This window comes from Devosia sp. Z6_126 (assembly GCF_058133495.1).
In genome coordinates, this window is the sequence record NZ_JBYUNO010000002.1 from 651,679 (window position 1) to 678,443 (window position 26,765).

27 protein-coding genes and 1 tRNA gene are annotated in these 26,765 nt (G+C 63.3%); 14 read left to right on the plus strand and 14 right to left on the minus strand.

From position 1 onward, the window contains the following. Nucleotide 1: 1 nt before the first annotated feature. The 4 genes from AC3YOG_RS10100 to AC3YOG_RS10115 form a co-directional block, all read right to left on the minus strand. Complete coding sequence (locus AC3YOG_RS10100; protein ID WP_173087534.1) at nt 2-1,237, minus strand: SAM-dependent methyltransferase; 1,236 nt, start codon at nt 1,235-1,237, stop codon at nt 2-4. Nucleotides 1,238-1,382: 145 nt separating this feature from the next. Then, complete coding sequence (recJ, locus tag AC3YOG_RS10105) at nt 1,383-3,173, minus strand: single-stranded-DNA-specific exonuclease RecJ (RefSeq protein WP_489934952.1); 1,791 nt, start codon at nt 3,171-3,173, stop codon at nt 1,383-1,385. A gap of 125 nt (nt 3,174-3,298) precedes the next feature. Next, nucleotides 3,299-4,282 (minus strand): class II fructose-bisphosphatase, encoded by a 984-nt coding sequence (gene glpX, locus AC3YOG_RS10110; protein WP_489934953.1) that lies wholly within the window; start codon nt 4,280-4,282, stop codon nt 3,299-3,301. Between the two features lie 41 nt (nt 4,283-4,323). Then, nucleotides 4,324-5,664: a homoserine dehydrogenase gene (locus AC3YOG_RS10115; RefSeq protein ID WP_248305319.1), complete on the minus strand. Its 1,341-nt coding sequence runs from the start codon at nt 5,662-5,664 to the stop codon at nt 4,324-4,326. A 503-nt stretch (nt 5,665-6,167) separates the two neighbouring features. Here AC3YOG_RS10115 and AC3YOG_RS10120 point away from each other — a divergent pair. From AC3YOG_RS10120 to AC3YOG_RS10140, 5 genes are all read left to right on the plus strand, one after another. Next, on the plus strand, nt 6,168-6,557 hold the full coding sequence (locus AC3YOG_RS10120) for an AtpZ/AtpI family protein (protein WP_489890438.1): 390 nt from the start codon (nt 6,168-6,170) through the stop codon (nt 6,555-6,557). 25 nt (nt 6,558-6,582) lie between these two features. Then, nucleotides 6,583-7,359, plus strand: coding sequence for a F0F1 ATP synthase subunit A (locus AC3YOG_RS10125; RefSeq protein WP_127752553.1), 777 nt, complete (start codon nt 6,583-6,585; stop codon nt 7,357-7,359). A 61-nt stretch (nt 7,360-7,420) separates the two neighbouring features. After that, entirely contained in the window at nt 7,421-7,648 is a 228-nt protein-coding gene (locus tag AC3YOG_RS10130) for a F0F1 ATP synthase subunit C (protein ID WP_127752552.1), read from the plus strand. A gap of 101 nt (nt 7,649-7,749) precedes the next feature. After that, nucleotides 7,750-8,400, plus strand: a complete 651-nt coding sequence (locus AC3YOG_RS10135) for a F0F1 ATP synthase subunit B (RefSeq protein ID WP_489934954.1) — start codon at nt 7,750-7,752, stop codon at nt 8,398-8,400. A 5-nt stretch (nt 8,401-8,405) separates the two neighbouring features. Beyond that, a complete protein-coding gene (locus AC3YOG_RS10140; RefSeq protein ID WP_489934955.1) occupies nt 8,406-8,891 on the plus strand; it encodes a F0F1 ATP synthase subunit B family protein in 486 nt (161 codons plus the stop codon). Between the two features lie 1,220 nt (nt 8,892-10,111). Here the strand turns inward: AC3YOG_RS10140 and AC3YOG_RS10145 are convergent. Beyond that, nucleotides 10,112-11,326 (minus strand): LL-diaminopimelate aminotransferase, encoded by a 1,215-nt coding sequence (locus AC3YOG_RS10145; protein WP_489890437.1) that lies wholly within the window; start codon nt 11,324-11,326, stop codon nt 10,112-10,114. 412 nt (nt 11,327-11,738) lie between these two features. Here AC3YOG_RS10145 and AC3YOG_RS10150 point away from each other — a divergent pair, with 412 nt between their 5' ends. Continuing rightward, nucleotides 11,739-13,043, plus strand: a complete 1,305-nt coding sequence (locus AC3YOG_RS10150) for a glycosyltransferase (protein ID WP_489934956.1) — start codon at nt 11,739-11,741, stop codon at nt 13,041-13,043. Nucleotides 13,044-13,109: 66 nt separating this feature from the next. On the opposite strand, the gene AC3YOG_RS10155 is transcribed toward AC3YOG_RS10150, so the two are convergent. The 4 genes from AC3YOG_RS10155 to AC3YOG_RS10170 form a co-directional block, all read right to left on the minus strand. Further along, on the minus strand, nt 13,110-13,748 hold the full coding sequence (locus AC3YOG_RS10155) for an SdpI family protein (protein WP_489934957.1): 639 nt from the start codon (nt 13,746-13,748) through the stop codon (nt 13,110-13,112). Nucleotides 13,749-14,103: 355 nt separating this feature from the next. Next, complete coding sequence (rpsI, locus tag AC3YOG_RS10160) at nt 14,104-14,586, minus strand: 30S ribosomal protein S9 (protein ID WP_127752546.1); 483 nt, start codon at nt 14,584-14,586, stop codon at nt 14,104-14,106. Continuing rightward, the gene (gene rplM / locus AC3YOG_RS10165; RefSeq protein WP_489934958.1) at nt 14,586-15,050 is read right to left on the minus strand and encodes a 50S ribosomal protein L13; all 465 of its coding nucleotides are present in this window, start codon (nt 15,048-15,050) and stop codon (nt 14,586-14,588) included. The genes rpsI and rplM overlap by 1 nt, the downstream gene beginning before the upstream one ends. A gap of 149 nt (nt 15,051-15,199) precedes the next feature. Continuing rightward, a complete protein-coding gene (locus AC3YOG_RS10170; protein WP_489934959.1) occupies nt 15,200-16,327 on the minus strand; it encodes a COX15/CtaA family protein in 1,128 nt (375 codons plus the stop codon). Between the two features lie 79 nt (nt 16,328-16,406). On the opposite strand from AC3YOG_RS10170, the gene AC3YOG_RS10175 reads away from it, so the two are divergent. Further along, nucleotides 16,407-16,616 carry a DUF2842 domain-containing protein gene (locus AC3YOG_RS10175; protein ID WP_127752543.1) on the plus strand — a complete coding sequence of 70 codons (210 nt, stop codon included), beginning with the start codon at nt 16,407-16,409 and terminating at the stop codon, nt 16,614-16,616. Here the strand turns inward: AC3YOG_RS10175 and AC3YOG_RS10180 are convergent. Both AC3YOG_RS10180 and AC3YOG_RS10185 read right to left on the minus strand, forming a co-directional pair. Continuing rightward, nucleotides 16,613-17,647, minus strand: a complete 1,035-nt coding sequence (locus tag AC3YOG_RS10180) for a polysaccharide deacetylase family protein (protein ID WP_489934960.1) — start codon at nt 17,645-17,647, stop codon at nt 16,613-16,615. The genes AC3YOG_RS10175 and AC3YOG_RS10180 overlap by 4 nt on opposite strands. A gap of 8 nt (nt 17,648-17,655) precedes the next feature. Next, the gene (locus tag AC3YOG_RS10185; protein ID WP_489934961.1) at nt 17,656-20,196 is read right to left on the minus strand and encodes a Wzz/FepE/Etk N-terminal domain-containing protein; all 2,541 of its coding nucleotides are present in this window, start codon (nt 20,194-20,196) and stop codon (nt 17,656-17,658) included. 152 nt (nt 20,197-20,348) lie between these two features. Between AC3YOG_RS10185 and AC3YOG_RS10190 the strand changes: the two genes are divergently transcribed. The 3 genes from AC3YOG_RS10190 to AC3YOG_RS10200 all read left to right on the plus strand — a co-directional run bounded on the left by AC3YOG_RS10190 (nt 20,349) and on the right by AC3YOG_RS10200 (nt 23,638). Next, nucleotides 20,349-20,900, plus strand: a complete 552-nt coding sequence (locus tag AC3YOG_RS10190; RefSeq protein ID WP_127752540.1) for a polysaccharide biosynthesis/export family protein — start codon at nt 20,349-20,351, stop codon at nt 20,898-20,900. Between the two features lie 44 nt (nt 20,901-20,944). Next, a complete protein-coding gene (locus AC3YOG_RS10195) occupies nt 20,945-22,042 on the plus strand; it encodes a glycosyltransferase family 4 protein (RefSeq protein ID WP_489935271.1) in 1,098 nt (365 codons plus the stop codon). A 72-nt stretch (nt 22,043-22,114) separates the two neighbouring features. Then, complete coding sequence (locus AC3YOG_RS10200; protein ID WP_489934962.1) at nt 22,115-23,638, plus strand: undecaprenyl-phosphate glucose phosphotransferase; 1,524 nt, start codon at nt 22,115-22,117, stop codon at nt 23,636-23,638. On the opposite strand, the gene AC3YOG_RS10205 is transcribed toward AC3YOG_RS10200, so the two are convergent. Then, entirely contained in the window at nt 23,635-24,612 is a 978-nt protein-coding gene (locus tag AC3YOG_RS10205) for a phosphotransferase enzyme family protein (RefSeq protein ID WP_489934963.1), read from the minus strand. The two genes, AC3YOG_RS10200 and AC3YOG_RS10205, sit on opposite strands and share 4 nt — an antisense overlap. Before the next feature lie 37 nt (nt 24,613-24,649). After that, nucleotides 24,650-24,726 (minus strand) — tRNA-Pro (locus AC3YOG_RS10210). A 161-nt stretch (nt 24,727-24,887) separates the two neighbouring features. On the opposite strand from AC3YOG_RS10210, the gene AC3YOG_RS10215 reads away from it, so the two are divergent. Both AC3YOG_RS10215 and AC3YOG_RS10220 read left to right on the plus strand, forming a co-directional pair. After that, nucleotides 24,888-25,271: a GIY-YIG nuclease family protein gene (locus AC3YOG_RS10215; protein ID WP_489934964.1), complete on the plus strand. Its 384-nt coding sequence runs from the start codon at nt 24,888-24,890 to the stop codon at nt 25,269-25,271. Between the two features lie 13 nt (nt 25,272-25,284). After that, complete coding sequence (locus tag AC3YOG_RS10220; protein WP_489934965.1) at nt 25,285-25,650, plus strand: hypothetical protein; 366 nt, start codon at nt 25,285-25,287, stop codon at nt 25,648-25,650. A gap of 21 nt (nt 25,651-25,671) precedes the next feature. On the opposite strand, the gene AC3YOG_RS10225 is transcribed toward AC3YOG_RS10220, so the two are convergent. Then, on the minus strand, nt 25,672-25,884 hold the full coding sequence (locus AC3YOG_RS10225; RefSeq protein ID WP_489934966.1) for a hypothetical protein: 213 nt from the start codon (nt 25,882-25,884) through the stop codon (nt 25,672-25,674). Between the two features lie 66 nt (nt 25,885-25,950). Between AC3YOG_RS10225 and AC3YOG_RS10230 the strand changes: the two genes are divergently transcribed. Continuing rightward, nucleotides 25,951-26,169, plus strand: a complete 219-nt coding sequence (locus tag AC3YOG_RS10230) for a hypothetical protein (RefSeq protein ID WP_489934967.1) — start codon at nt 25,951-25,953, stop codon at nt 26,167-26,169. A gap of 417 nt (nt 26,170-26,586) precedes the next feature. Continuing rightward, nucleotides 26,587-26,763 (plus strand): hypothetical protein, encoded by a 177-nt coding sequence (locus AC3YOG_RS10235; RefSeq protein ID WP_489934968.1) that lies wholly within the window; start codon nt 26,587-26,589, stop codon nt 26,761-26,763. The last annotated feature ends 2 nt before the right edge of the window (nt 26,764-26,765 follow it).

The following is a 26,765-nucleotide window of genomic DNA, read 5'->3' on the forward strand; positions in this document are numbered from 1 at the left end:
CTCAGGCCGGACGGCGGTACTGGTAGATGCCAACATCGATGCAGCCCTCGGTGAAGCCCGCCTCGCAGTAGCTGAGATAATAAATCCATTTGCGGCGGAAGTGCTCGTCATAGCCGAGCGGCGCGATCATGGGCCAACGCTCAAGGAAGCGCTCGCGCCAAAGCCGCAGGGTGCGGGCATAAGAAAGGCGGAAGGTTTCCACCTGTTCGAGCACAAGGCCGTGCTGCTCGCCGCATTCGCGCATCGCCGTCTTGGTCAGCAGCATGCCGCCGGGGAAGATATAGCGCTGGATGAAATCGGGCCCGCTGCTATAGCCGGCAAAATCGGCCTCATCGATGGTGATGGCCTGAATAGCGGCGGTGCCGCCGGGCTTGAGCCGGTCATGGACCGTCTGGAAGTAGCTCGGCCAGTGTTCCTGCCCGACCGCTTCGATCATTTCGATCGAGCCGATATGGTCGAACTGGCCGGTGGTGTTGCGATAATCCTCGAAATGAAGCTTGGCGCGGTTGTCGAGCCCCTGGCGGCGCAGGCGCTCCTGGCCGAAGCGCAGCTGTTCGGCGGAAAGAGTGATGCCGCGCAGATTGGCGCTATAGTCTCGCGCGACGGTTTCGGCAAAGCCGCCCCAGCCACAGCCGATTTCCAGAACGCTCGAGCCGGGGGTGATGCCGGCCATGTCGGCGACGCGGTGATATTTGGCGAGCTGGGCTTCCTCGAGACTTTGGTCCCCGGAGGTAAAGACCGCCGAGGAATAGGTCATGGAGGGATCGAGCCACTGGCCGTAGAAGTCATTGCCGAGGTCATAGTGCTCGGCGATGTTCTGCTTGGAGCCATCGAGCGTGTTGCGGCGCGAGAGATGATAATGCAGATCGCCGGCCGCCTTGCGGAAGATGCCGGGATTGGCGCGCTGAATGATATCGCGGTTCTGCAGAAAGAAGCGGAACAAGGCGGTAAGGTCATCGACCTCGATGTCGCCATTCATATAGGCGGCGGCAAAGCCAACCGTGCCGCGCTGCATCGATTCGCTCAGAACCCGGAAATTGTTGAGGCGCAGCACGGCATGGAGCCCGGTGGCCGGATTGCCCAGGGTTCGTGTGCGGCCATTGGGGAAGATGATCGTGACGCCGCCATGCCGGGGCGCGTTGACGACGCGGGAGCCGATTTGCTCGACGGCCCAGGACAGTATCGCCGTCAGAGGTTTGCTGCCGGCGGCGGTATTCGTGACTGCAGTTTTACGCATAAACGCTTGCCCAGCTACCTGGCAGCGCTGCAGAGCGACTGCCCCGAGATAGAACCCCCTCCCTGGCGCGCTGTCGGCAGTGCGACAAAGAGGCCCATGCGCTTAATTTACGCAGCCCACAAGCAGATGCAAGCCTCAGTTCACCTCACGGGGCAGGCACGGCTAGATCGGTGAGGCGAAACTGCACCTGTTCGCGGCCCTGATAATGGTCGATCGAAAGCCCGCCGGCAAAATGCAGCGGGCGATCGGTATTGCCAAGCAGGGCATCGCCGATCGGGGTGCCCGCAGCACGAAAGGCAATGGCCTTGAGCCGCGCGCCATCGCCCGAGGTCAGTGAAAAGCTGACATGGCCGCCTTTGCCGACAATTTGGGCGAACTTGGCGCGATGGGCTGGAAAGGCAAAGAGGGGCGAAGGATTGCCGGCGCCAAATGGCCCTGCCCGCTCGACTTCATGCACAAGTTCAAGCGTGGCGCCGCGGCTGGTGAGCGCGGCATCCACCGGCAGGCTCGTGGCGCGGCGGGCGGTGCCCACAGCGGACCCCAGCGCTTCAAAAAGGAAGGAGCGGAAGGGGCCGAGCTGGCCGGGGCGGATGGTGACGCCGGCTGCCATGGCATGGCCGCCACCCTTGGGGATGAGGCCGGTTTCCACCGCTTCGATCACGGCACGCCCCAGATCGACGCCGGGCATGGAGCGACCCGAGCCGGTGCCAGAGCCATCGGGCTGGAGCGCAATGGCAAAGGCGGGGCGCTCGAAACGCTCGCGCAGGCGGGCGGCAACGAGGCCGACAATACCGGGGTGCCAGGCGGCGGAAGCCAGCACCAACACGGGCGGGCCCTCGCCAGTACCGATCTCAAGCTCGGCGACGCGCGTGGCTTCTTCCACCGCTTCGATCTCGATGCGCTGGCGCTCGTTATTGAGCTCGTCAAGGCGAGCGGCGATGGCGAGGGCGTGATGCTCATCGGTAAGGGTGAGGAGTTCGGTGCCGAGCGCGGCATTGCCGATGCGTCCCCCCGCATTGATGCGCGGGCCGATCAGAAAGCCGAGGTGGTAGGGATTGAGCGGACCGTTCACTCGGGCGGCGAGCGCGAGGGCGGCAATGCCCAGATTGTCGCCGCGCCGGGCGATCTGGAGCCCACGCACCACAAAGGCGCGGTTGAGGCCCACCAAAGGGACCACGTCGCAAACAGTGGCGAGGGCGACAAGATCGAGGAGGCGCATCAGATCGGGCAGACCGGTATGGCCGCGCGAGCGCAAGAGGCGATTGACGCCAACCAGCACCATGAAGGTGACGCCGGCGGCGCAGAGATAGCCAAGGCCCGAAATGTCGTCGGGCCGGTTGGGGTTCACCAGGGCGGTAGCGGGCGGCAAATCGTGGTCGGAGAGATGGTGGTCGATCACCAGAACATCGACGCCGCGATTGCGGGCATGGGCGATGGGGGCATCGCTGGTGGTGCCGCAATCGAGGGTGATGATGAGGCGCGCGCCGCTATCGATGAGCTTGTCCATGGCGGCAATATTGGGGCCATAGCCTTCAAAGATGCGGTCGGGAATGTGAACGTCCGGAGCGGCGCCGAAATGGTGGAGGAACCGGGCCATGAGGGCGCAGGAGCAGGCGCCATCCACGTCGTAATCGCCGAAGAGGGCGATGGGCTCGCCCGCCTCGATTGCCGCGACGATGCGCTCGGCCAAGGCGTCCATATCGGTGAGGGTCGACGGGTCGGGCATCAGCTCGCGCACGGTGGGCTCGAGATGCCTTTCGGCATCGTCGAGACCGACGCCGCGGGCGGCGATGATGCGCGCGAGGATTTCGGAAATGCCGGTGCGCTGGCCGATGGCGGTGGCAATGCGCGTGGCATTGGGATCGAGGCGATCGACCCAGGCACGGCCGGACAGGGAACGGGAAACGTCGAGAAAGTGGCGGGGAAGCTCCAGCATGGCGCAGAGTTAAGCTATATTAGCGGCAATTTCGAGGGGCCGCCCGCCGGGCGCGGCAAAGCGGCCCGCCCCGGTCGGCACGGATCAAAAGCGCGAACTTTGCGGGCAGCTCGGAAAGTTCGGTTTCAGCGGGCGTGGCGGGCGCGGATCCAGCGGACGGTCTGGGACCAGGAGCGCATGACGATGGTGGAGGTTTCCACCGCATTGCGGCTGAGGCGGATGCCATCGAGCAAGGTGCCATCGGTAACGCCGGTGGCGGCAAACAGCACATCGCCGGCGGCGAGTTCGCCTGCCTCATAGATCCGCGCCGGATTGGTGATGCCCATGCGGTGGGCGCGCTCGCGCTTGGCGGGGGTATCGAGAATGAGCTTGCCCTGCATCTGGCCGCCGATGCAACGCAGGGCCGCAGCCGCGAGCACGCCTTCAGGAGCGCCGCCGGAGCCGAGATAGATATCGACGCCGGCCTGGTCGGCATTGACGGCGTGGATGACCCCGGCAATATCGCCATCGCTGATGAGCTTGACGGCAACCCCGGCCGTGCGCAGTTCCTCGATCAGCGCGGAGTGGCGAGGCCGGTCGAGCACGATGGCGGTGATTTCGCTCAGCGGCACGCCCTTGGCCTTGGCCAGCGCGGTGACGTTTTCGGTAGCGGTCCAATCGATGTGGACGGTGCCGGGCGGATAGTCCGAGCCGATGGCGATCTTGTGCATGTAAACGTCGCGCGCGACGTTGAGCAGGCCGCCGCGCTCGGCCATGGCGAGGACCACAATCGAATCAGGCTGGTTCTTGGCGCAAAGGGTGACGCCTTCGAGCGGATCGACGGCGATATCGACCTGCGGCCCCGCACCGGTGCCGACGCGTTCGCCGATGAACAGGCGTTCGCATTCATGCTCTTCGCCTTCGCCGATGACAATACGGCCATCGATGGCAACGGTGGCAAGCTCGTCGCACATGCCCCCGACCGCGGCCTCATCGGCCGCTTGTTCATTGCCCTTGCCGCGCCACTGGGCCGCGGCGATGGCGCCCCGTTCGGTGACGCGGACGAGCTCCAGCGTCAGGCTGCGGTGAAGATTGGCCGGGCTCTCGGCCTCGACCTTGCTTAGTTTCATGCTGGCTCCCCCCGGGCCCTGTTCTTATCCCGGTGGGAGTGTCAGAGCATTTCGATCCGGATCAACTGCGGTTCACCCACTATGAACCCGTCAGCGGCGATCTGCGCAAGCGATTCACGCACATCCGATTCCAAAGTCCGCTGGGTGATCATCACCACAGTGCGGACAGGCGTACCGTCTTCGGCCACAGCCTTAACGCCAAGATCGGACCGTTGAATGACAGAATCGATGGAAATCGAGCGCTCACCCATGCGGGTGGCGATGGCGGCGAGCGCGCCGGGCACGTCCTTGGCGCTGAGGCGGATATAATAGCCGCCCTCATGGGCCCGCATGGGCGCCTGTTTATAGGGCATCAACTCTTCGGAGGGCACGCCGAGCGGGGGCACGCGGGTGCCGCGGGCGATGTCGAGAATATCAGACAGCACCGAAGCGGCGGTGGGCGGGCCGCCGGCGCCGGGGCCGGCGAGGAGCAGTTCGTGGACGTGATCGGTTTCGAGCGCGATGGCGTTCATCACCCCGTCGACGCCGGCAATGGCCGAGCCTTTGGGCACGAAAGTGGGGTGAACGCGCTGCTCGATGCCGTCTTCGGTGCGCTGGGCAATGCCGAGGAGCTTGATCTTGTAGCCGAGCTCGGCGGCGACCTTGATGTCGTGCTGGGTGATGCGCGAGATGCCTTCCACATGGATCTTGTCGGGGGCGATCTCGTAGCCAAAGCAGAGGGTGGCGAGGATGGAGAGCTTGTGGGCGGTGTCAAAGCCCTCGACGTCAAAGGTCGGATCGGCTTCGGCATAGCCCAGGGCCTGCGCGTCCTTGAGGCAATCGGCAAAGGAAATGGCCTCATTGCCCATGCGGGTGAGGATATAGTTGCAGGTGCCGTTCATGATGCCAAAGACCTTGGCGATGCGGGCCGAGCCCAGGCCTTCACGCAGGGTCTTGATGACGGGAATGCCGCCGGCAACCGCGGCTTCGAAGCCGAGCTGGGCCGAGGATTCTTCGGCAAGGCGCGCGAGGGCAACGCCGTGCTTGGCGAGGAGCGCCTTGTTGGCAGTGACGACGGGGCGGCCGATCTCGAGCGCGGCTTTCACCGCAGCAAAGGCCGGGCCGTCTTCGCCGCCGATCAGCTCGACGAAGAGATCGATGCCGTCGGATTTGGCCAGGGCCACGGGATCGTCGAACCATTCAAGGCCCGAAATATCAATGCCGCGGTCGCGCGAGCGGGAGCGGGCGGCAACGGCCGTGACGACGATCTGGCGGTTGAGCTTGCGCGTGAGTTCGGCACCGTCGCGCTGCAGGATGCGCACGAGGGTCGCACCGACATTGCCGAGACCGGCGACGCCGATGCGCAGGGGCGGGGCGGTTTCCCCTTCCCCGAATTCCTGCATGGCGCGCAGAATACGGGCGCGCGTTTCGCTGCGCGGTTCACGCCCCTCGCGCAGGTCGAACACAAACAGCGGATCGCCCGCCACCGTGCGCCCGAACCGGGTCGGGGTCCAGCCGCGTGCGGCAATGAAAGATTCAACAGACTGGCGGAAAGACTTGATATCGCTCATGGGCGCGCATCTGCATAGGAAATGACCTAGAGGTCAATAGGAGTTGGCGAGCACCCCCGATTGGCGCAGGATTTGCGCCTCGAAAGGTGCTCAAACCGGCCTGGTTTTACCACCGACCGCGGGCAGAGAATCCGCCGCCCCTGCCTTAACTTTGCCACACGGGGGACAGGACAGCATGCCGCACCCCCGGGTAAAACCGGAAAGGCTTTTATTAACAAGCATTTGCGCCAATTGCAGTGTTCTTGACACCCGTAGGGGGCGCCACTATGTTGCGGCCACTTAGAAAAGGGCGCCCTGCCAAGTGCAGGTTCAAGCCGGCCAAGGGGAAGAGGCGGATGCAAGAGCCGCAAGATACCGAAGGTCGGCCCAGTGCTGCAGGGGTAACGCGCGATCTGGCATTGCGCATTGCCCAGGCCAGGCGGGAACGGGAGCGCGAGGACAACAGAGCCTCGCAGGACCATTCCAAGCAGATGAGCGGACTGGCGCGCGGCATGCGCATCGGCACCGAATTCGTCGCCGCCATCATGGTTGGTACAGGTCTTGGCTACCTGATCGACCTGGGATTGGGTTCAAGCCCCTGGGGCATGCTGATCCTGCTGTTGGTGGGCTTTGCTGCCGGAGTATTCAATGTCATCCGCGTGGTGACGGAAATGAACGCCGCTTCACCGCCTCCGCCGGGCTCCGATATGGGGCCCGAGCCGGATGAGGAAGAGCGGATCGATTAGATGATGACGCGCAAGGGGCTCTCCATTGGCCGGTACTGATCCGATCCACCAGTTTGTCATCGAAGACATTTTTCCCATTGCCACGATTGGTGGCGATGGCACCCCCGGTTCGGGGCTGAATATCGCCTTCACCAACTCCTCGCTTTATATGGTGCTGGCAGTGGTGGTGATCACGGGCTTCTTGCTGCTGGCAACGAGCCGGCGCAGCATCATTCCCGGCCGGCTGCAGCTGGTGGCGGAAATGGGCTATGAGTTCATAGCCAATATGCTCAAGAGTTCGGCCGGCACCGAAGGCATGCGCTTCTTCCCCTTCGTGTTCTCGCTGTTTGCCTTCGTTCTGGTGGGCAACCTGTTCGGCATGATCCCCTATGCCTTCACCTTCACCAGCCACATCATCGTGACCTTCGCGCTCGCCATGCTGGTGATCAGCGTGGTGTTCATCTATGGCGTGATGCGCCATGGCCTCAAGTTCTTCAAGCTGTTCGCCCCCGCCGGCATCCCGACCCCGATCCTTTTCATTGTCGTGCCGATCGAAATCGTGTCGTTCCTGTCGCGTCCGATCAGCCTGTCGGTTCGTTTGTTCGGCAATATCCTGGCTGGCCACATCACGCTTAAAGTGTTCACCGGCTTTGTGGTGACGCTGGGTGCTGCCGGGTTCCTTGGCTGGATGGGCGCCATCCTGCCGCTCTTCATGGGCGTTGCCCTGACAGCACTCGAATTCCTCGTGGCAGCAGTGCAGGCCTATGTGTTTGCAGTGTTGACTTCGATGTATCTCAACGACGCGGTTCACCCTTCACACTAGGCGTTGAGTTTTTCCCCGGCGAACCCGCCAACTTCTTTGACCCCTCGAAAGGACTACCCAAATGGACGCTGAAGCCGCAAAGTTCATCGGCGCTGGTATTGCAACCCTCGGTATGGCCGGCGCTGCCCTTGGCGTGTCATCCATCTTCTCGAACTTCCTGACGGGCGCACTGCGCAATCCGTCCGCTGCTCCTTCGCAGGTCGGTAACCTGATCTTCGGTTTCGCCGTGACCGAAGCACTGGGCATCTTCTCGTTCCTGGTCGCCCTGATCCTGCTGTTCGTCGCCTAATCCAAGGCAGCACGACGCTGATGCAGCCGGGGCTCTAGACCCGGCTGCCTTTTCTCGACCGGCCGACCGCCGGTTTCTCCGGATCGAACGGAACCAAGCCGATGGCCACGCAAGCCTTCGCCCAAGAGGCGGAAACACCGAGCGAGCAAAACCTCGACACGGTTATTGATGTCCCCCATGGGGAGCCTGTGGAAGGCGCCACGGGGCATGACCCCGCTGCCGAACACCACGGCACCGGAGTGGGCGCCGATGCCCATGACACCGGCGTGTTCCCGCCCTTCGACCCCGCAACATTCCCCTCACAGCTGTTGTGGCTGGCGATCACCTTCGCCGCGCTCTACCTGCTGATGAGCAAGCTGGCCCTGCCCCGCCTCGGTTCGATCATCGACGAGCGCAAGGCACGGCTGGATGCCGACCTGGCTGCCGCCGATGCGAGCCGCCAGAAAACCGATGCCGCCATCGCTGCCTATGAGGCGGCACTTGCCGCCGCCAAGAGCAAGGCGCAGGGCATTGCCACCGAAACGCGCGAATCCATCCAGACCGAACTGGCCGCCAAGCGCCAGGCCGTGGAAGCGGACCTTGCCGGTCGCATGACTTCGGCGGAAGCCCGCATCGCCCAGACCAAGGCCGCCGCCCTCACCCAGGTCGACGAGATTGCCGCCGAAACGGCGCAGACCATCGTCGCGCAGCTGGTGGGCGAAGTTTCGCCTGAAAGCGTTCGCGCTGCAGTCGCCAAAGTTGGCAAGGAGTAAGCAGCATGGAATGGATGGATAACAGCTTCTGGGCCACCGTCGCGCTGGTTCTGTTTTTTGCCGTGGCTGCCTATTTCGGCATTCCCAAAACCATTGCCAAACTACTCGACGGCCGGATCCGGCAGATCGCCGATGAGCTGGACGCAGCCAAGCGGTTGCGCGAAGAAGCCGCCGCATTGTTGGTGGAATATGAGCAAAAGCGTGTTGCGGCCGAAAGCGAAGCGGAGAGCATCATCGCCACCGCTCGGGAAGACGCCGTGCGCCTGACCAATGAAGCCCAGGCCTCGCTGGCTGAACTTGTCGCCCGCCGCACCAAGACGGTGGAGGACAAGATCGCTCAGGCAGAGGCCCAGGCCATTGCCGAAGTGCGCGCCCGCTCCGCCGATGTCGCCATTGAGGCTGCGCGCGTGGTGCTCACCGACGAGATGAACAATCGCGGCGGCCAGGTGGTCGACCGTGCGATTGCCGATGTGAGTTCGCGGTTGAACTAAGGTTTTACGCGAGGGAAGATTGAAGAAGGCGGGTTTTCGGACCCGCCTTTTTTGTGTCTTTTGGACCGGGTTGGCAGAAACCGCGGATTGGACTCCAGGGCTAAATGCAGGACCAGCGGCCCTTGGGCTTCCCTCCCCCTTCAGGGTGGGGGATCGGGCTCTTCCGTCCAGTGGAGCCCTGTCGAAAGCACCGATAACTTCTCGTGACCTCCACTCCTGTCCATCCACCTGAACCCCCACCCCTCACCCCTCCCCTCAAGGGGGAGGGGAATGGACAGGCTGGTGGGCTGAATGGGGAACTGGCCGGTCAGACTCAGCTGTTGGTTGGGTAGTTGGGCTTAGTGCGGAGACAGCGGTTCTTGTGCTTCCCTCCCCCTTGAGGGGAGGGATTGAGGGGGGGTGCTGGCTCCTCCGCCCATTGGAGCCCTATCGGAAGCGCCGGTAACCCATCGTGACCTCCACTCCTGTCCATCCACCTGAACCCCCACCCCTGACCCCTCCCCTCAAGGGGGAGGGGAACGGACAGGCTGGTGGGCTGAATGGGGAGTTGGCCGGTCAGCCACAGCTGTTGGCTGATAGTTGGGCTTGATGCGGAACCAGCGGTTCTTGTGCTTCCCTCCCCCTTGAGGGGAGGGATTGAGGGTGGGTGTGCAGGCTCCTCCGCCAGTGGAGCCCTGTCGGAAGCACCGGCAACTCCTCGTGACCTCCACTCCTATCCATCCACCTGAACCCCCACCCCTGACCCCTCCCCTCAAGGGGGAGGGGACGGAGGGCCGGTGGTTGGATAGGTATGGATCAGCCAGTCAGCCTTAGCTCGGGATCGGTAGCTTGGCTTAGTGCGGGACCAGCGGCTCTTGGGCTTCCCTCCCCCTTGAGGGGAGGGATTGAGGGTGGGGGTTCGGGCTCTTCCGCCCAGTGGAGCATTGTCGAAAGCACCGGTTAATCCTAGCGCCTCCCACTGCTGCCGATCGGCCTGAACCCCCTCCCTTGGCCCCTCCCCTCAAGGGGGCGGGGAGGCAGGCTGATGGGGTGGTGCAGGATGGTCGATACTGCTGGTGCCCTACAGAGACACCAGAGAGCGCCCAGGCGCCTGAACCCCCACCCCTGACCCCTCCCCTCAAGGGGGAGGGGGACGGAGGGGCTGGTGGAGTTAGGCGGACCGAGGGGTTGCGCGTGGGTTAGGTGGGGCGGAAGTGGATTAACCCCTGCCCTGCCCAAAATCAGGCGGTCAGGGGGACGACGTTGCCGGTGCCGGTTTTGGTGCCGAGGAGTTTTTTGACGTTGCGGGCGGCCTGGCGGATGCGTTGTTCGTTTTCGACGAATGCCAGGCGGATATATTGGTCGCCATATTCGCCAAAGCCGACGCCAGGGGCCACGGCGACGCCGGTCTCCTGGATCAGCATCTTGGCAAATTCCAGCGAGCCCATATGGGCGTACTGGGCAGGAATGGGGGCCCAGGCGAACATGGTCGCCTTGGGGACCGGGATGTCCCAGCCGGCGCGGGCAAAGCTTTCCACCATGACGTCGCGGCGCGCCTTGTAGATCTTGCGCACTTCCTCGATCACCTCATCGGAGCCATTGAGGGCGGCGGTGGCGGCGACCTGGATGGGGGTGAAGGCGCCATAATCGAGATAGGATTTGACGCGCGCAAGGGCGGCAATCAGGCGCTCATTGCCGACGGCGAAACCGACGCGCCAGCCGGGCATGGAATAGGTCTTGCTCATGGAGGTGAACTCGACCGAGATGTCGATGGCGCCCGGGATCTGCAGCACGGAAGGCGGCGGGTCCTTCTCGTCGAAATAGATCTCCGAATAGGCGAGATCGGACAGGATGAAGATGTCGTTGGCGCGGCAGTACTTGACCACTTCGGCATAGAAATCGAGCGAGGCCGTATAGGCGGTCGGGTTGGCGGGATAGTTCAAGACCAGCGCGATGGGCTTGGGGATGGAGTGGCGCACGGCGCGATCGAGCGAGCGCATGAAATCTTCATTGGGATCGGCGGGCATGGAGCGCACGACGCCGCCGGCCATGATGAAGCCAAAGGAATGGATGGGATAGGTGGGATTGGGCACCAGCACCACATCGCCCGGGGCGGTGATGGCCGAAGCCATATTGGCAAAGCCTTCCTTGGAGCCAAGGGTGGCGACTACTTGGGTATCGGGGTTGAGCTTGACGCCAAAACGGCGGCCATAATAGCTCGCCTGCGCCTTGCGCAGCCCCGGAATGCCACGCGAGGTGGAATAGCGATGGGTGCGCGGGTCCTTCACCACTTCCTGGAGCTTGTTCACGATGTGCTCGGGGGTGGGCATATCGGGATTGCCCATGCCCAGATCGATGATGTCGACGCCATCGGCGCGCGCCTTGGCCTTGATCGGGTCGATATGGGCAAAAACATAGGGCGGGAGACGGCGGATGCGGTGGAAATCTTCGCTCATGGAATCCTCGGGCGGTCCGGGGTGGGACCTTGCTAGCGACAACGCGCTGGGGCCGCGCAGTCTGCAACAGACTGGCTTATTGTCGCGGAATTATGGTTTGAACAGGGTTAAGCGTTCTCGAAGGGATCGCAGATTTGTTCGGCTCTTCCCGGCCAACACCGTGGCCCAGCGGGAAGAGCTAGCGGGCGTTCGCCGCTGCCCCGACCGTGGCGGCTGCCACGGGACTGCCGGCGAGCAAGGCTCCAACCAATGCAATCATGTGGGGAAACGGCATGACTCTTGCCCTTAAGATGCGACGTAGTTATGAAAACCGGCTAAAGGTTCGTTGTTCATAAATGCTGACCCGGGTATTGTAAATGGTCTGCCGCAGGCCGATTTCCGCACCACATGCAGCGGATGACGAGGTCCAATCTTGAAGCGCATAGCCTTGGTGACGATTGGAACGCAAGGCGACGTTCAACCTTACCTGGCCCTCGCAATCGCCCTGCAGGAGCGCGGTTACGAGACGGTGCTTGGGGCTTCCGAAGAGTTCAAGGACCTGATCGAAAGCCGGGGCGTCGAATTCCATTCCCTCGGACCCTCCATCCAGGCATTTTTGCAGCAATCGCGGTTCGAGAACGCGATGAGTCAATCCATGCTGATCAATGCGCCCGCGCTGTTGCGCCAGGGCCAGCAGATCGTGGATACGGCGGCGCGCCACGCCTGGAATATGTGCCAGGGGTGCGACGCGATCATCATCAACATGAATACCAGCTTTGGCATCGACATTGCCGAAGCGCTCAAGATCCCCGCGATCATGACGGCGCTGCAGCCGCTCAACTCGACCAGCGAGTTTCCGCTGTGCATGTATTACGTCGGCAATGATCTGGGGCCGGCGCTCAACAAGCTGTCCTATACGGCGGCGACCGTGCAGCAGGCTTATTGGAACCTGCCGCGCAACAAGCTGCGGCGCGAGCTGATGGGGCTCGATGCGCGGCTGATGGGCGGGCTGTTCACCAATACCGAAGGCACGCCGCTGACGACGCTTTATGCCTATTCGGAAGCTGTGTCGCCGCGGCCGCGCGACTGGCCCAAGACCGCGCTGGTGACGGGGTACTGGCAGCTCAAGACGCATGATGACTGGCACCCCTCCCCCGAGTTCCAGCGGTTTTTGGCTGCCGGGGACGCGCCGGTTTATATCGGCTTTGGCTCCATGCCATTCGGGGCGGAGCGCAATACGCAGATTTTGAAAGAGGCCGTGCGGCTCTGGGGCGGCCGGGCGGTAGTGGCGCGCGGCTGGGGCGGGATCGATCCGTCCGATCTGCCGGACAGCATCTTTGCGTTCGAGAAGGCGCCGCATGACAAGCTGTTCCGCTATGTCAGCGGGGTAGTGCATCACGGCGGGGCGGGCACGACCTCGGCAGGGCTGCATCTGGGGCGGCCGACCTTTGTGGTGCCGCAGGCGATCGATCAACCCTATTGGGGGCGGCGGGTTTATGAGCTGGGCTGCGGACCCAAGCCGGTGCGGTTGCGCAAGCTGACCGCCGAAATTTTGGCGGCGGCGCTGCAGGATCTGAGCACCAACGAGACCTATCGGCGCAATGCGGGCGAGATCGCCGAATTGCTGCAGGCGGAGGACGGCACGGGCAAGGCGATCGATGTGATCGAGGGCGTGATGGCCAATTACAAGCCGGTGCGCACCAAGCCGCGGCGCCCGGCGCTCAAGCTCGTGGGCTAAAGCGCGTTGCGCGACATGAAAAAGGGGAGGCACTGGCCTCCCCTTTTTTGTTGGTGCCGGGCTCCGTTACAGGCGGCGCGTCAGTGCACTGAGGGTCGCGCCCAGCAGGGGAACGGCCAGCAGGCTCGCGCCCATGGAGAGCACCAAGGGACCGGCCCCGGCATCCATCCAGCCGAGCCAAAGCAGCAGGCAGGCCAGGGCTGCGCAGGACAGGCCGGTGAGGCGGTGGACGAGGCGCCAGGCGCGGTCGGAGGCGATCGGCCAGGGCAGGCGCAAGCCGCGATAGGTGTGGCGCTCAGCCTCGAACAGCACTGCTGCCAGCACGAGCAGGACGGCCGCCAGCACAAAGGCGGTGCCGCGGAAAAAGTCGAGATCGGAGCCGACACCCTGCATCAAGAGGGCAAACTGGCAGGCCGTGGCAATGGCGAGCGCGAGGGTCAGGGCGGGATCGAGGATGTGCCGGGTATCGGCCAAGTGCTTATTGGACAGGCGGCGACCGAGCAGCCAGAAGCCGCCCATCAGCGCCAGTTCAACCAGTGGAGCGACCGCCAGGGCAATGTCGCGCGGCCAGGCCCAATCGGGGGTGCTGCCATGCCAATGGGCCACAAAGACATAGCCCTCAGGCACATGGATGAGGGCGACCCCGGCAATGGCCAGGGTGATGCCAAACAAAAGCAGGTGGAAGCGGGTAACGAGGCTGGGCATGGCGGGGGTCCGGAGGCCCGTCACATATAGGCGGGTGGGGGGAGATGGGAAGTGGGGATGTGGGACGTGTTCTCGGATCGGGGTTGGCAGCGGGGCTCCACTCGGTGGCTGGGCCGGCACCCCCACCCTCTCAGCCATTCGAGCGCAGCTCTCATGGCCTTCTCACCTGAAATCGGTCCACCGGAGCCATTTCACCTGCGGCCGGTTCGAAGCCCCTCAAGGGGGAGGGAGGCGATGGGGTGGAGAGATCTGGGACGAGCATCTGCAGCGGGACTAAGCAGCACACGCCTTCCCCGCAAAAGAAAAGGGCCGGTTGCCCGGCCCTTTTGGTAGTCGCGAAGATAAAATCCGAAGCTTAGCGCTTGGAGAACTGGAAGGACTTGCGGGCCTTGGCCTTGCCGTACTTCTTGCGTTCGACGACGCGGGCGTCGCGGGTCAGGAAGCCGCCCTTCTTGAGCACGGGACGCAGGTCCGGCTCGAAGAAGTTGAGGGCCTTGGAGATGCCGTGACGAACGGCACCGGCCTGGCCGGACAGACCGCCGCCGGCAACAGTGACGGTGACGTCATACTGGTCGGTGCGTTCGGTCGCGACGATGGGCTGCTTAACGATGAGCTGCAGCACGGGACGAGCGAAATAGGCAGCGAATTCGCGGCCATTGATCACCAGATTGCCCTTGCCGGGCTTGATCCAGACGCGTGCAACGGCGTTCTTGCGCTTGCCGGTGGCATAGGCGCGGCCCTGCGCGTCGAGCTTCTGGACATGGACGGGCGCGGTGTTGACGGCCGGGGCAACAGTGGAAGTGCCAAGGTCTTCAAGAGAGTTGATGGTCTCGGCCATTACTTAGCCCTCACGTTCTTGGAGTTCATCGCGGCAACATCGAGCTGCTCGGGAGCCTGAGCCTCGTGGGGATGCTCGGCACCCGAATAGACGCGCAGATTCCTGAGCTGGGCGCGGGTCAGCGGGCCACCAGGCATCATGCGGCGCACGGCGTTCTCCAGAACGCGCTCGGGGAAGCGGCCTTCCAGCAGCTCGCGGGCAGTCCGGTCCTTGATGCCGCCGGGGTAGCCGGTGTGCCAGTAGAAGCGGTGCTGATCGAGCTTGCGGCCGGTCAGCTTCACCTTGTCGGCATTGATGACGATGATGTTGTCACCCATGTCCATGTGAGGCGTGAAAGTGGGCTTGTGCTTGCCGCGCAGACGCGAAGCGATGATGGACGCGAGGCGGCCGACGACCAGCCCTTCGGCGTCGATCAGGAGCCACTTCTTGTCGATCTCGCTCGGTTTTGCCGAGTAAGTGGTCATGTTGATATCCTTAGAAAGCTATGCCTGCCGACGACCACTCGCGAGCGGTTTCCGACATGTTCGAGTGGCCGTGTAGTGGGAGAACGAGCTCCCGTCAAGTACGAATAAAATCGCCAACAGAAACAAGCGCTTACAGACGCGGTATTATATTACCGCTTCGATTCTGCAAGGCCGACTGAGACGGGGGCAGCCCTGCGCTGGACACCAGCTGAGCGCGCGGCGCGTAGCAGATCGGCCAAGTATAGCGTTACCACGCCGGCCAGGATGAAGGCCAGGGCCTGGTGGGCCACGGCAAGGTCGATCTGCACCTGCGACAGGAGGGTGGAAATGCCCAGGACTACCTGGAGCAGCACGATAAGGCCAAGACGCGGCAGCCAGCGGTGAACGCCGGCAAAGCCCCCTGCCCTCGCCTGCGCCCAAAGCAGCCAGACCATATACAGCACGATGCCGTAGGCGATCATGCGGTGGTTGAACTGAACGGTCAGGTTGTTTTCGAAAAGATTGCGCCAGCCCGGCTGCATGGCCCCAAGGCCGTTGGGAACAAGGGCACCGTCCATGAGGGGCCAAGTATTATAGCCCATGCCGGCATCGAGCCCGGCAACAAAGGCGCCGGCCGCGATCTGGATCATGATGAGGACGAGAAGCAGTCCGGCGCTCCAGAGGTGCTTGGCACTCACCTGCCCCGTTACCGGCCTTGGATCGATGGAGCGGGGCACATAGGTCAGTGCGATCAGCAGTACGCCGGCAGCCGTGAGGTGAGCGGCGAGGCGGTATTGCGACACCGAGGTGAGTTCCGTCAGCCCCGAAGACACCATCCACCAGCCCAGCGCGCCCTGAAAACCACCGAGCAGGAAAAGGCCGAACAGCGGCAGCGCCAGCGTGCGCGGCAGGCGCTTCTGGAACAGGAAAACAACGAAGGGCACAATGAAGAGGAAGCCCAGCACCCGGCCGAGCAGGCGGTGGAACCACTCCCAAAAGAAGATCATCTTGAAGTCGGCCAGCGACATCCAGGTGTTGTTGACCTGATATTGCGGGATCTGCTTGTAGGCTTCGAATTCTGCGAGCCAATCGGCTTCGGTCAGCGGGGGAATGGCGCCGGTGATCGGCTTCCAGCTGGTGATGGACAGGCCCGATTCGGTTAGCCGGGTGATGCCGCCCACAACCACGATCAGCAACACAAAGGCGGCCAGGCCATAAAGCCAGATGCGCACCGGACGCAGGCGATCGGCGGCTGGCGAAATGGCAGGGCTCAGTGCGGCATCGTGGACAAGAGTCACGGGCGTATTCCCGGTATCGTGAAAGGCAGGCGAGTGGTATGCCCGGCCATCATTTCTCGCAACAGGCGCGTTGCCGCACATGACCCAGCGTAACCGCAAGTTGATCGGCATCGTTTTGCTGCTGGGATCCATCGTGGCCTGGTTGTGGATCGGCACGGCGATCTATCTGCAACTTCCGCCGGACCTGCATCCGCTGGTGTTGATCGTTTATTTTCTGGTGGTGGGCATGGGCTGGTGCTTGCCAGCCATGGCGATCATCCGCTGGATGGCCAAGCCCGACAGCGCTTAAGCGCCGATCTTGCCCAGCCAGGTGAAGAGCGCCCCGGTGGCAAACACATCCACATAGCGACGGTTTTGGAAGAGGCCATTGAGCGACACGCGTGGGAGCGCGTGGAGCGTCTCGGCGTGGTGCGGGTAAAGCCCGCCCGGCCGGGTGGTGACGCCCGAAGCAAAGCCGAGATCGCGGGCGGCGGCGAATTCGCGCTCCCCAGCCGCGGCCGGGCCCCCGATGGGATAGGACAGATGGATTGGACGGGTGCCGAGGCGGTTGCCGATGATTTCGGCGGAGCGCTGCATTTCCTCGCGGGCCTCGTCCGGGGGAAGCTTGGCGAGCTCATAATGATGCACAGTGTGGGCGCCGATGGTGCAAAGCGGGTTGGCGGCGACCGTGGCGAGTTCGTCCCAATCCATGATCAGTTCGCGGCAATGGGCGGCCAGATCAAAGCCGTGGTCGGCGGCGAAACGATGGAGCAGCACGACGCGGTCGGGCTCGGGCATCTGGCGCATGCGCCAATATAGGGCATCGTAGGCGGCTTGTTTTTCGGCGGTCGTTAGGGTGTCGCGCGGGCTGGACTCGCCCGCGATCGCGATGCGGTTGTTGGCGGCGATGATGTCCTCGATGGCCTGCCACCAGACATCACCGGAGCCATCAACCAGGGCGGTGGGCACATAAAGGGCGAAGGGGGCCGCGTGGCGCTCGAGGATGGGCAGCGCGTAGTGCAAATTGTCCTTGTAGGCGTCGTCAAAGGTGAGGACGGCAAAGGGGCGGGTCTTGGCGGGGGCCGCCAGGCGCGCGATGGCCTCATCGAGGGAGACAATGTCGACCCCGAGGTCGCGCAGCCGCTCGATCACGTAGTCGAGGAAGGCGGGCTCGATCTGGAGGATTGCGTTGGGCGAGAAATCGGGCGGGGTTTCGGGCAGGACGCGGTGAAGCGTGAAGATCACGCCCCGCGCGTTCGACAGCGTACGCACAAGGCCCGGTAGCCGGGACAGCCACAAGGCCTCGAACATGGCCCGGATGGCGGTGTATTTGAGCGACATGGCGCGGTTCAGGCCGCGACACGTTCTTCGGGGAAGGACGCAACTTCCACCAGCCCGAAACCGGCCTCCAGCATCTGTTCGCGGGTTTGCTCGATCTGGTCGACATTGTCGATGGATGCGGTGACGAGGATAACCCGGCCATCGAGCGCCTCGAACATGGGCAGGGTGGAATTGGGGCCAGCGGGACCGGTCAGCAGCACCACGACCTCATAAATGTCGCCCAAAGCTTCAACCAGGGTCACGGGCCTCGTGGATCGGCGATCGAGCATCGGGGACTGGCCCCAGGGCACTTCGGCAAAGCTGTTGTCGGCCGATTTGTGCACGACTTCGCCAAAGCTTGCCGCTTCATTGGTCAGATCGGACAGGCCGGGCTCCTCGGTGAGGCGGGCGCTGCCCGCATCAACCAAAGCGACGCTGAGACCCCTAGCAAGGGCGTCGCCCACCAGTTCCTCGGCCATAGCGGCGCTTTCGTCATGACCGGCGAGACCGGCCAAGATCACGAGGCGGGTGCGGCCGAGTGCGAGATCGGCAGCCAGGTCGCTGAAGGCAACGGTGTCGGGCAGTTTTTCATCGCGGTAGTGGAGGCGCGGCGTGTCCAGATGGGATGCGGCATAGGCGTGGGCCAGGGCGTCGGGAATGGTTTGCTGTTCGGGCTCGTCCTCGACCACGAGATCGGGCGCGACTTCAAGCAGGGCACGGCGCAGGCGGGCATGGCCGTCTTCGGCGGAAACCTGCTCGGGGGCGGGAACGTCCGCCTCATCTTCGTCGCTCGCAACAGGCTCGGGCTCGGCTTCGTCGGCTGGCGGCGGCGCAGCGAGGACGGGGACCACCACGACGGGTACGAGGGGCCCGGCCTGGGCGACCACAGGAACCTCGATCATGACGGGCTCATCCTCGTCCTCGGCGTCCTCATCCTCGTTGTCCTCGGCCTCGGCCTCGTCAGCGAGCGTAACGACATCGGGCTCGTCGGCAAAGACGGGCTCGGCATAGCGATGCAGGGGCTCGTCGGCGTCGATCAGGTGCGCGGCTTCGGGGCCCAGTTCGGCGGTGGCGGGCTCGGGTTCTTCCCAACGCTGGTCGGGCTCGAGCTCGGCTTCCTGGAAGGGGACGGCGTCGAGCTCATCCTGGTTGCGCTGCACAACGACGGTGCGCGCGGGGGCGATGGCGCGGCCCGAGATCAGCTCGTTGAAGATGACGAGGCCCAGCTGGAGCAGCAGGGAAGCCAGCCCCACCAGGATCAAGGTGAACTGGGTGCGTGGCGAAGAAGGGGTGACGGCGGGAGCGGCCATGGTCACCACCCGCACATCGGGGAGAGTCGAGTTGGTATCAGTGCGCGACGCGGCTTCGCTGTAGCGCTGCAGGTAGCCTTCGAGCAGATTGCGCTGGGCCGCGGCTTCGCGCTGGAGGCTGTCGAGGGTGACGGTGTCCTGGGTCGCGGTGGAGGCCGAGGTCTTGGCGGTGGTGAGATCACCACGGAGCGACGCTTCCACATCAGCTTCGATCTGGGCTTCCGCTTCGAGCGCTTCGGCGACGCGGCGGCCCTCGATGGCGATCTGGTTGTTGAGCTCGTTGATCTGCGCGTCGGCGGCGCGGATATTGGGATGGTTGCCGAGCAGGGTCGCCGAAAGCTGGGCCCGCTCGCCCTGGAGGCGCGCCTTTTCCTGGCTGAGCTGCTGGATCACGGCGGAGTCGCGCACATCGGCGACGCCGTCGATGGGCTGGCCGCGCTCCAAGAGGCCGCGAATCAGGGCAGCGCGCGACAGGGCGGCGTTCTTGCGCTCCTGGGCGGCGTTGATCTGGGTCGCAATGGTGGAAAGCTGCTGGTCGACGAGACTGGTATTGTTGTTGCCAACAAAGAGGTCGTTGTCGACCTTGAAATTGGCGACGGCGGCCTCGGCTTCGGTGACGCGGCTGCGCAGTTTCTGGATCTCGGCATCGAGCCAGCCCGATGCCTCGGCGGTGTCGGAAAGAGACAGCTCGGCGCGGCGCGCCACATGGGCCGCGGCAATGGCATTGGCGATATCCGCGGCCCGCTGCGGATCGGTCGAGCGGAAGATCACCGAAATGATGCGCGAGTCGCGCTCCTGGATCACGGTCAGCCGATCATAGATATTGGCCAGAACGGTTTCATCGATGTTGTTGGGGGCGCTGGGGCGGCCCAGCATCTGGGTCAGCATGGCGAGCGGGGAAAAGCCGGCACTGCCCCCATTGAATTCGGCAACCGAGCGCAGACCGAGCTGGTCGATCACGCGCAACAGGGTGTCGCGCGATTTGATCAGTTCGATCTGGCTGGATACGACCCCGGCTTCCGCGCCGGTCACCGAAGGAGCCTGCTCGTTGGCCGAGCGGGTATAGATATTGCTGCGCGGCTCAACCAGGATCCCGGCCGTCGACTCGTAAAGGCGCGGCATGAACATCAGGATGGCAAAGGTTGCGGCGAGCAGCACCAGGGTGACGAGGATGATGCGCGGAAGCCGCCGCAGGACTGCCCCGCTCAGCGCAGCCATATCGATCCGTGCGTCCTGCACGGTTTGCGCCTCATAAGACATCGCCTACCTCGCCCAAGTTCTGCCTTGTTATTGCGCCGGCGTGGTAAGCAATCCGTTAAGCTGCTCGCAAAGCGCGACCGGCAAGCGACGAACTAAGCAAAATCTTAACCATGGCAGGACAAAAGTAGCGCAACTCAAATGCCGAGATTTGCATGCGCTGGCTTCCAATACTTTCCATTGCCCTGGTGATGCCTCTTGCAGCCTGTGCAACCACACGCGACGCAACCTATCTGGTCGAGACCAAGGGGCCCTATCAGCTCGACACCGGCGATACTTTGCGCGTGACCGTTTATGGCGACGAACAGCTGACCGACACCTACCGCGTAGACGACAGCGGCTCGGTGGCGTTTCCGCTGGTGGGTCCGGTGCAGGTGCGCGGGCAAACCACCCAGACCGCAAGCCGGCGGCTGGCCGGGGCGCTGGCCAATGGCTATATGCGCAACCCCGACGTGGCAGTGGAAGTGGCGGAATACCGGCCGTTCTTTATCCAGGGCGAGATCGGCAATTCCGGCCAGTTTCCCTATATCCATGGCATGACCGTTCGGGCCGCGATCAGCACGGCGGGCGGGTTCAGCGACACGGCGGATCGCAACAAGGCCGTGGTATATCGCCGTCAGGGTGACCAGATGGCCAAGGGCACGGTCGACCTCGACTTCCCCATTTATCCCGGCGACACGATTGTTGTGCTGGAGCGCTGGTTCTAGGGGTGGCGGGGCGCCAAACAGGCAAGCTGCGGATCCTGCAAGTGATGCGCGCCCCGGTGGGCGGGCTGTTTCGGCACGTCGCCGACTTGACGCGGGCCCTTGCTGGAATGGGGCATGAAGTCGGGCTGGTGGTCGACAGCCTCGCCAATGACGCGCAGACCGAAACCAGGCTGACCGCCCTCCTCCCTCATGCAAGCCTTGGCATTCACCGCTTCGCCATGCCGCGCGTGTTGGGCGCGGGCGACCTCGCCACGCCGCTGGCAGTGCGCCGGCTCGCGGGCAAGCTCGATATCGATGTGCTGCACGGGCATGGCGCCAAGGGTGGCTTTTATGCGCGGTTGGCACGGCTTGCCGGGGCGAGGGCCGCGGCGGTTTATACGCCCCATGGCGGAGTGCTGCATTTTTCCTCGTCCAGCCGATCAGGACAGGTGTTCCACCTGCTGGAGCGGGCGCTGCTCAGGCAAACCGGCGCCATCATTTTTGAGAGCGCCTATGCCAAGGCCACCTATGCCGCCCTGATCGCCGAGCCGAGTTGCCCGACCGTGGTGATTTATAATGGGCTGACGCGCGAAGAGTTCGTGCCCCTGCCCCCGGCTCCCGATGCGGCGGACTTCGTGTTCGTGGGCGAGCTGCGCCAACTCAAGGGCATCTTTGTGCTGGTGGAAGCACTGGTGGATGTGCGCCGCCCCGATGGATCGCCGGCAAGGCTGGTGATGGCGGGGGATGGTGGCGACCGGCAGGCGCTGATCGAGCGGATCGGGCAATTGGGACTGAGCGATCGCGTCGTGCTGCCCGGCGCAATGCCGGCGCGCCAGGTTTTTCCTCAGGGCTGGTGCGCGGTGGTGCCGTCGCTGGCGGAATCACTGCCCTATGTGGTGCTGGAAGCGGCGGCGGGGCAGCTGCCCGTGATCGCCACCCGCGTCGGGGGCATTCCCGAAATCTTCGGGCCGACGGCCGGAAGTCTCGTCGCACCCAACGATCCGCTGGCCTTGCGGGCAGCAATGCAGCAGGCGCTGGATCATCGTGAACAAGCGCAAGCAGAGATGGCAACGCGGCTCGATTTTGTCCGCCAGAACTTCTCGCTCGAGCAGATGAGCGGGCAGATCGAAGCCCTTTACCGCGGCCTGTTAGATAAGCCTTAGCGTCATAATTTCACTGAGTTTTCATTCCTTTTGACCCACACTGCTCCCTTCCCAGGGAGTAGTTACTGCGCCATGTTTCGTGTCGATCCCCACCAGGCCGTGGTTGAACACGTCAATAAGGCCTTGGGAGAAACACCTGGCCCACGCGCGCTTTCGCCCCAGGCTGAAGCCATCATCGCCCAGCCGGTGGAAGGGGTGATCTCGGGTCCCGTGATCGTTGGCGTCGCGCAGATCATCGAAGCGCTGCTTTTGGCGACGCTGGGCTACGGCATTTATCATTTCTATGTGCAGCTCGATGAACCCGGCTTTTACGTACCGGTGATCATTGGCGCTTGCCTGTTGGCCAATGTGCTGTTCAACGCGGCGCGCACCCACCGCATTGCCGCCTATCGCACCATCTTCAACCAGATCAGCCGCGTCCTTGTGGGCTGGACGCTGGTGATGGTGGCGCTCACCGTGGGCATGTTCTTTTTCAAGGCCGGGGACATGTTTTCCCGCGTCTGGCTCATTGGCTGGTATGGAGCGGGCGCGGCAACGCTGATCGCTTATCGGCTCAGCCTGCGCGGGGTGGTTGGCTATTGGACCGAGCGGGGCCGGCTCAAGCGCCGCACCGCGATTGTGGGCGGTGGCGCCGACGCTGAAGTGCTGATCCGCCAGATTCGCGCCAGTGCCAACAACGACATCAAGCTTCTGGGCCTGTTCGATGACCGGGTGGATGATCGCTCGCCCGACACGGTGGATGGGTGCCCCAAGCTGGGCAAGGTGGCCGACCTCCTCGAGTTTGCGCGGCGCACGCCGGTGGATCTCGTGATCGTGTCGCTGCCGCTTTCGGCCGAAAAGCGCGTGCTCGAAATGCTGACCCAGCTTTGGGTGCTGCCGGTGGACATCCGGCTATCGGCGCATATGAGCAAGCTCAAATTCACCAACAAGGCTTACTCCTATGTCGGGGATGTGCCGGTGTTCGACATGGCCGACCGGCCGATTTCGGACTGGAACCTCATCTTCAAGTGGCTGTTCGACAAGCTCGTCGCGCTGGTGGCGCTGATCCTCCTGTCGCCGGTGATGATCGCCACGGCAATCGCCATCAAGCTCGAAAGCCCGGGGCCGGTGTTCTTTATCCAGAAGCGGCATGGCTTCAACAACGAGCTGATCCGCATCTTCAAATTCCGCTCCATGCGTACCGACATGATCGACCAGAGCGCGAGCAAGCTCGTGACCAAGGATGATCCGCGGGTGACCAAGGTGGGGAAATTCATCCGCCGCACCTCGATCGACGAGTTGCCGCAGCTGTTCAATGTGCTGCGCGGGGAGCTTTCCATTGTCGGCCCCCGCCCCCATGCGCTGCAGGCCAAGGCGGAAAACCAGCTTTATTACGAGGCGGTGGAAGGCTATTTCGCGCGGCATCGGGTCAAGCCCGGGATGACCGGCTGGGCGCAAGTGAATGGCTGGCGTGGGGAAACCGACACGATCGACAAGATCATGCAGCGCGTGAACCACGACCTTTATTATATCGAGCACTGGTCGATCCTGCTCGATCTTTACATCGTGCTGCTGACGCCGGTCTCGCTGGTGTCCAAGAACGAGAACGCCTACTAGCCCGGCCAGAGCGCGCCGCCGAGATAGCGCTCGGCGAGCTCGGCGGTGCCTTGGGCAAAGCCGGGCAAATGGGTTTGGGCGAGCTCGGTTTCGATATGGGAGCCGATAAAGGTCAGCAGCGCCATGCGGCGCAGCATGACCATGGAATCGATCGAGGCAATATCGGCCGGGGTGAGTGAGCGTTTCGCTGTGTAGGCGGCGAGCCAGGCCTGGCGCAGGTCGGGCACCGAAGCATGGGTCTCATGAAACGAGATCGCCGCAGCGAAATCATAGGTGAACCAGCAAAAGCCGCAGTCATCGAAATCGATGAGGCTGACGGTGTCGCCATCCACCAAGAGATTGCCCAGCCGCATATCGGCATGGATGAGGCCGTAGCGTTCGCTCGATGTGCCATAAGCCGCAAGGCGGGCGCGCAGTTCGGTATCGAGTCGGTCGAGCAGCGGGCGGATGGCGCCGTCGACGCCTGGGGCTACGCGCCAATCGCCCCAGAGGCCATCGGGATCAAGAATGGTGGCGGCGTTCCATGCCTGGCGGACAAAGCCGGCGGGGCGCGGCCAGGCCAGCGCATGGGCATGGAGGCGGGCGGCATAATCGCCGAGAGTAGCGAACAGCGGCGTCAGCTCGGCGTCGATGGCTGGCTCGGTGCCGGCAATGAAGCGGAACAGCACGGCATTGCGCGATTCTCCCGCCGCCGTGGTGACGGTCTGCAAGAGGCGCTCATTGGCGCCCGGCACGGGTTGGGGCAGCGGCAGATCGGTGTCGCGCCCGAGGGCGGCGAGCCAAGTCAGTTCACTCTCGATGGTCACCGGGCTTTGATAGGCCGGGCGATGAACGCGCAGGCAAAACCGCTCGCCACCGGGCAGATCGGCGCGAAAAGTGTGGTTTTCGGAATGATTGATGAGGGTGAGGGTGGCCGTGCCGAGCTGCGGCCAGAGCGTTCGCACGGATTCGAGATCGCGCTGATGCAACGGCATGGCGGGTGTGCCCGCTTCTTGAAGCGTGAATTGAAAATGGTCGGAGCGGCCGGATTTGAACCGACGACCCTTTGTCCCCCAGACAAATGCGCTACCAGGCTGCGCTACGCCCCGACTGCGCGGAGACATAGAGAAACAGGGCTTTTGGCGCAAGAGGCAAAATCGAGGGGTGCAAGAACGATGTGGAAACATCGGCCCGCTGTGGCGGAGGGAGGTACCGAAATTCACACGAAAACCGCCACGCCTGTTCACGGAAGGTTCCGAAGGGACGATATATGAAGAGCGACCCCACCAGCGTCTACATCATCGCCAGCGGCGACTTCGTGAAGATTGGTGTCTCACGCGATCCGGTGAAGCGGATGCGAACGCTCAAGACTGGCATGCCCGGTGGGGCTCGCCTCTATGCGGTGCGCGAGTTCCGCTCGGCACGATCCGCTTACAACGTCGAGGGTCGGCTGCACCGATACTTCCACCGGCATAGGCAGGCCGGGGAGTGGTTCTCCGTGTCCCCTTCGGCCGCCAAGGCGCGCCTCAAAGAAATAGCTGAATTGGACGACGAGGCCTTGGCGGGGCCGAAGCGCGTCGTCTGGAACGAGGTAACGCTGAAAGAGGCGCACGACGCAGTGGCAGCAGCATTCGCTGCCGGTCGTTCACGGTGATGGAGCAAGGCAGATGACGAAAGCGGGCGAGCGGATTTTAGACGGCGCGAGGGAGGCAGTTGCCATTGCGCGCGGAGAGAAGCCGGCGGCACGGATATGGCAGAACGGCTTTGCCTATGTGCCGGAGCAGCAGTGGCAACCAGCAGAGACAGCGCCAAAGGATCGGTGCATTTTGGTCTATGGCAAGCCCACAGATATCGACGGCATGAAGTTTACCGACCCTGGAGTTCACACTGCTTATTGGGACAGCATCGACAGCGCCTTCTGCATTAAGGGCGCAACTTGGTTGGGACCATTCATCGAACCGATGTGCTGGCACGAGGAGCCGGAGCCGCCCAAGATGGTTCCAGCCCTCCCCACCCCTCCCGTCCAAAGCTAATGGGGAGAGAGATGGTGGAGGTTAGTCCTTGGCCTTCTCACGCCGCTGTAGTTCGGCTTCGACGGCTTCCCGCAACAGGTCGGTTTTATCCTCACCTTCAGCCAACACGGCTTCCATCCGCTTCAGCGATCCCGCTGGCAGGGGTGCAATGATCTTGTCTGGATAACGCAGTTTCCGACCCACGCGCGGGGTATCGCATATGGGAATTTGAGTCGCCACCGCTGAATTACGCATATGCGCTATTGCCCTATTAAGACATATGCCTTATGTATATCGCATATGCTTTATGGAGGCAAGCAAATGGCCGGCGATACCACCCCAAATTTCGAGCCCAAGCTCTACCCAATCCCAGGGCAGGAGTTCCAGATTTACTGGGTTGTGAAAATGAAGGAAGCGGGTGGCCAATTCTTGATCCTGACCGAGCCGATGCCCAAGAGGCAGGCCGCGCAGCAGATGCGAAAGATCAGGCAGGAAATGGCCCGGCTCTACGTCAAGGAACACATGGGGCTGGCGATATGAGCCGGCCCTCGTCGCCCCCGCCCGATCCAATCCCCCAAAGGAGGGAGAGAATGGCTGATATGGTGGAGATTGTTGCACGAGCCATTTTGAGCGCACACGACTGGACCAGCAACCCGGTTAGCGACGAGGACGGGAGGCAGGTAAACCCCGCAACCTCGGGATGGGAAACGCTTACGCCAGAGTGGCAAGAATGCCTCCGGGGAATGGCCCGCGCGGCGATAAGAGCTATGGCGAACCCGTCCCAGCCCATGAGGCAAGCGATCTGGCGCCAACTGGAGCTGAGCGCCAAGGTGGGGAACCTGCGCGCCGGCCACATCGCAGGCGAGGGGCACCCGGATGTTCTCATGGCTGCGGCCTGCAAAGCCGCCCTTGCCCGCCCCGATCCTACCGATATACCTTGAGACAAAGGAGACGATGATGACCAAGGACGAACTAGCGCACAAGGACGCGCTGATTGCTGAGCTGGTGGAGGCGTTGAAGCCCTTAGCTGCGATGACGAGCAGGCTAAGGCTGAACAACGTCACCATGCAGGACGCCAATAATGCCTTCCGGGTCCTGGAAAAAGCTAAGCAGCGAACAAGCCCCCCCGAGTAAGC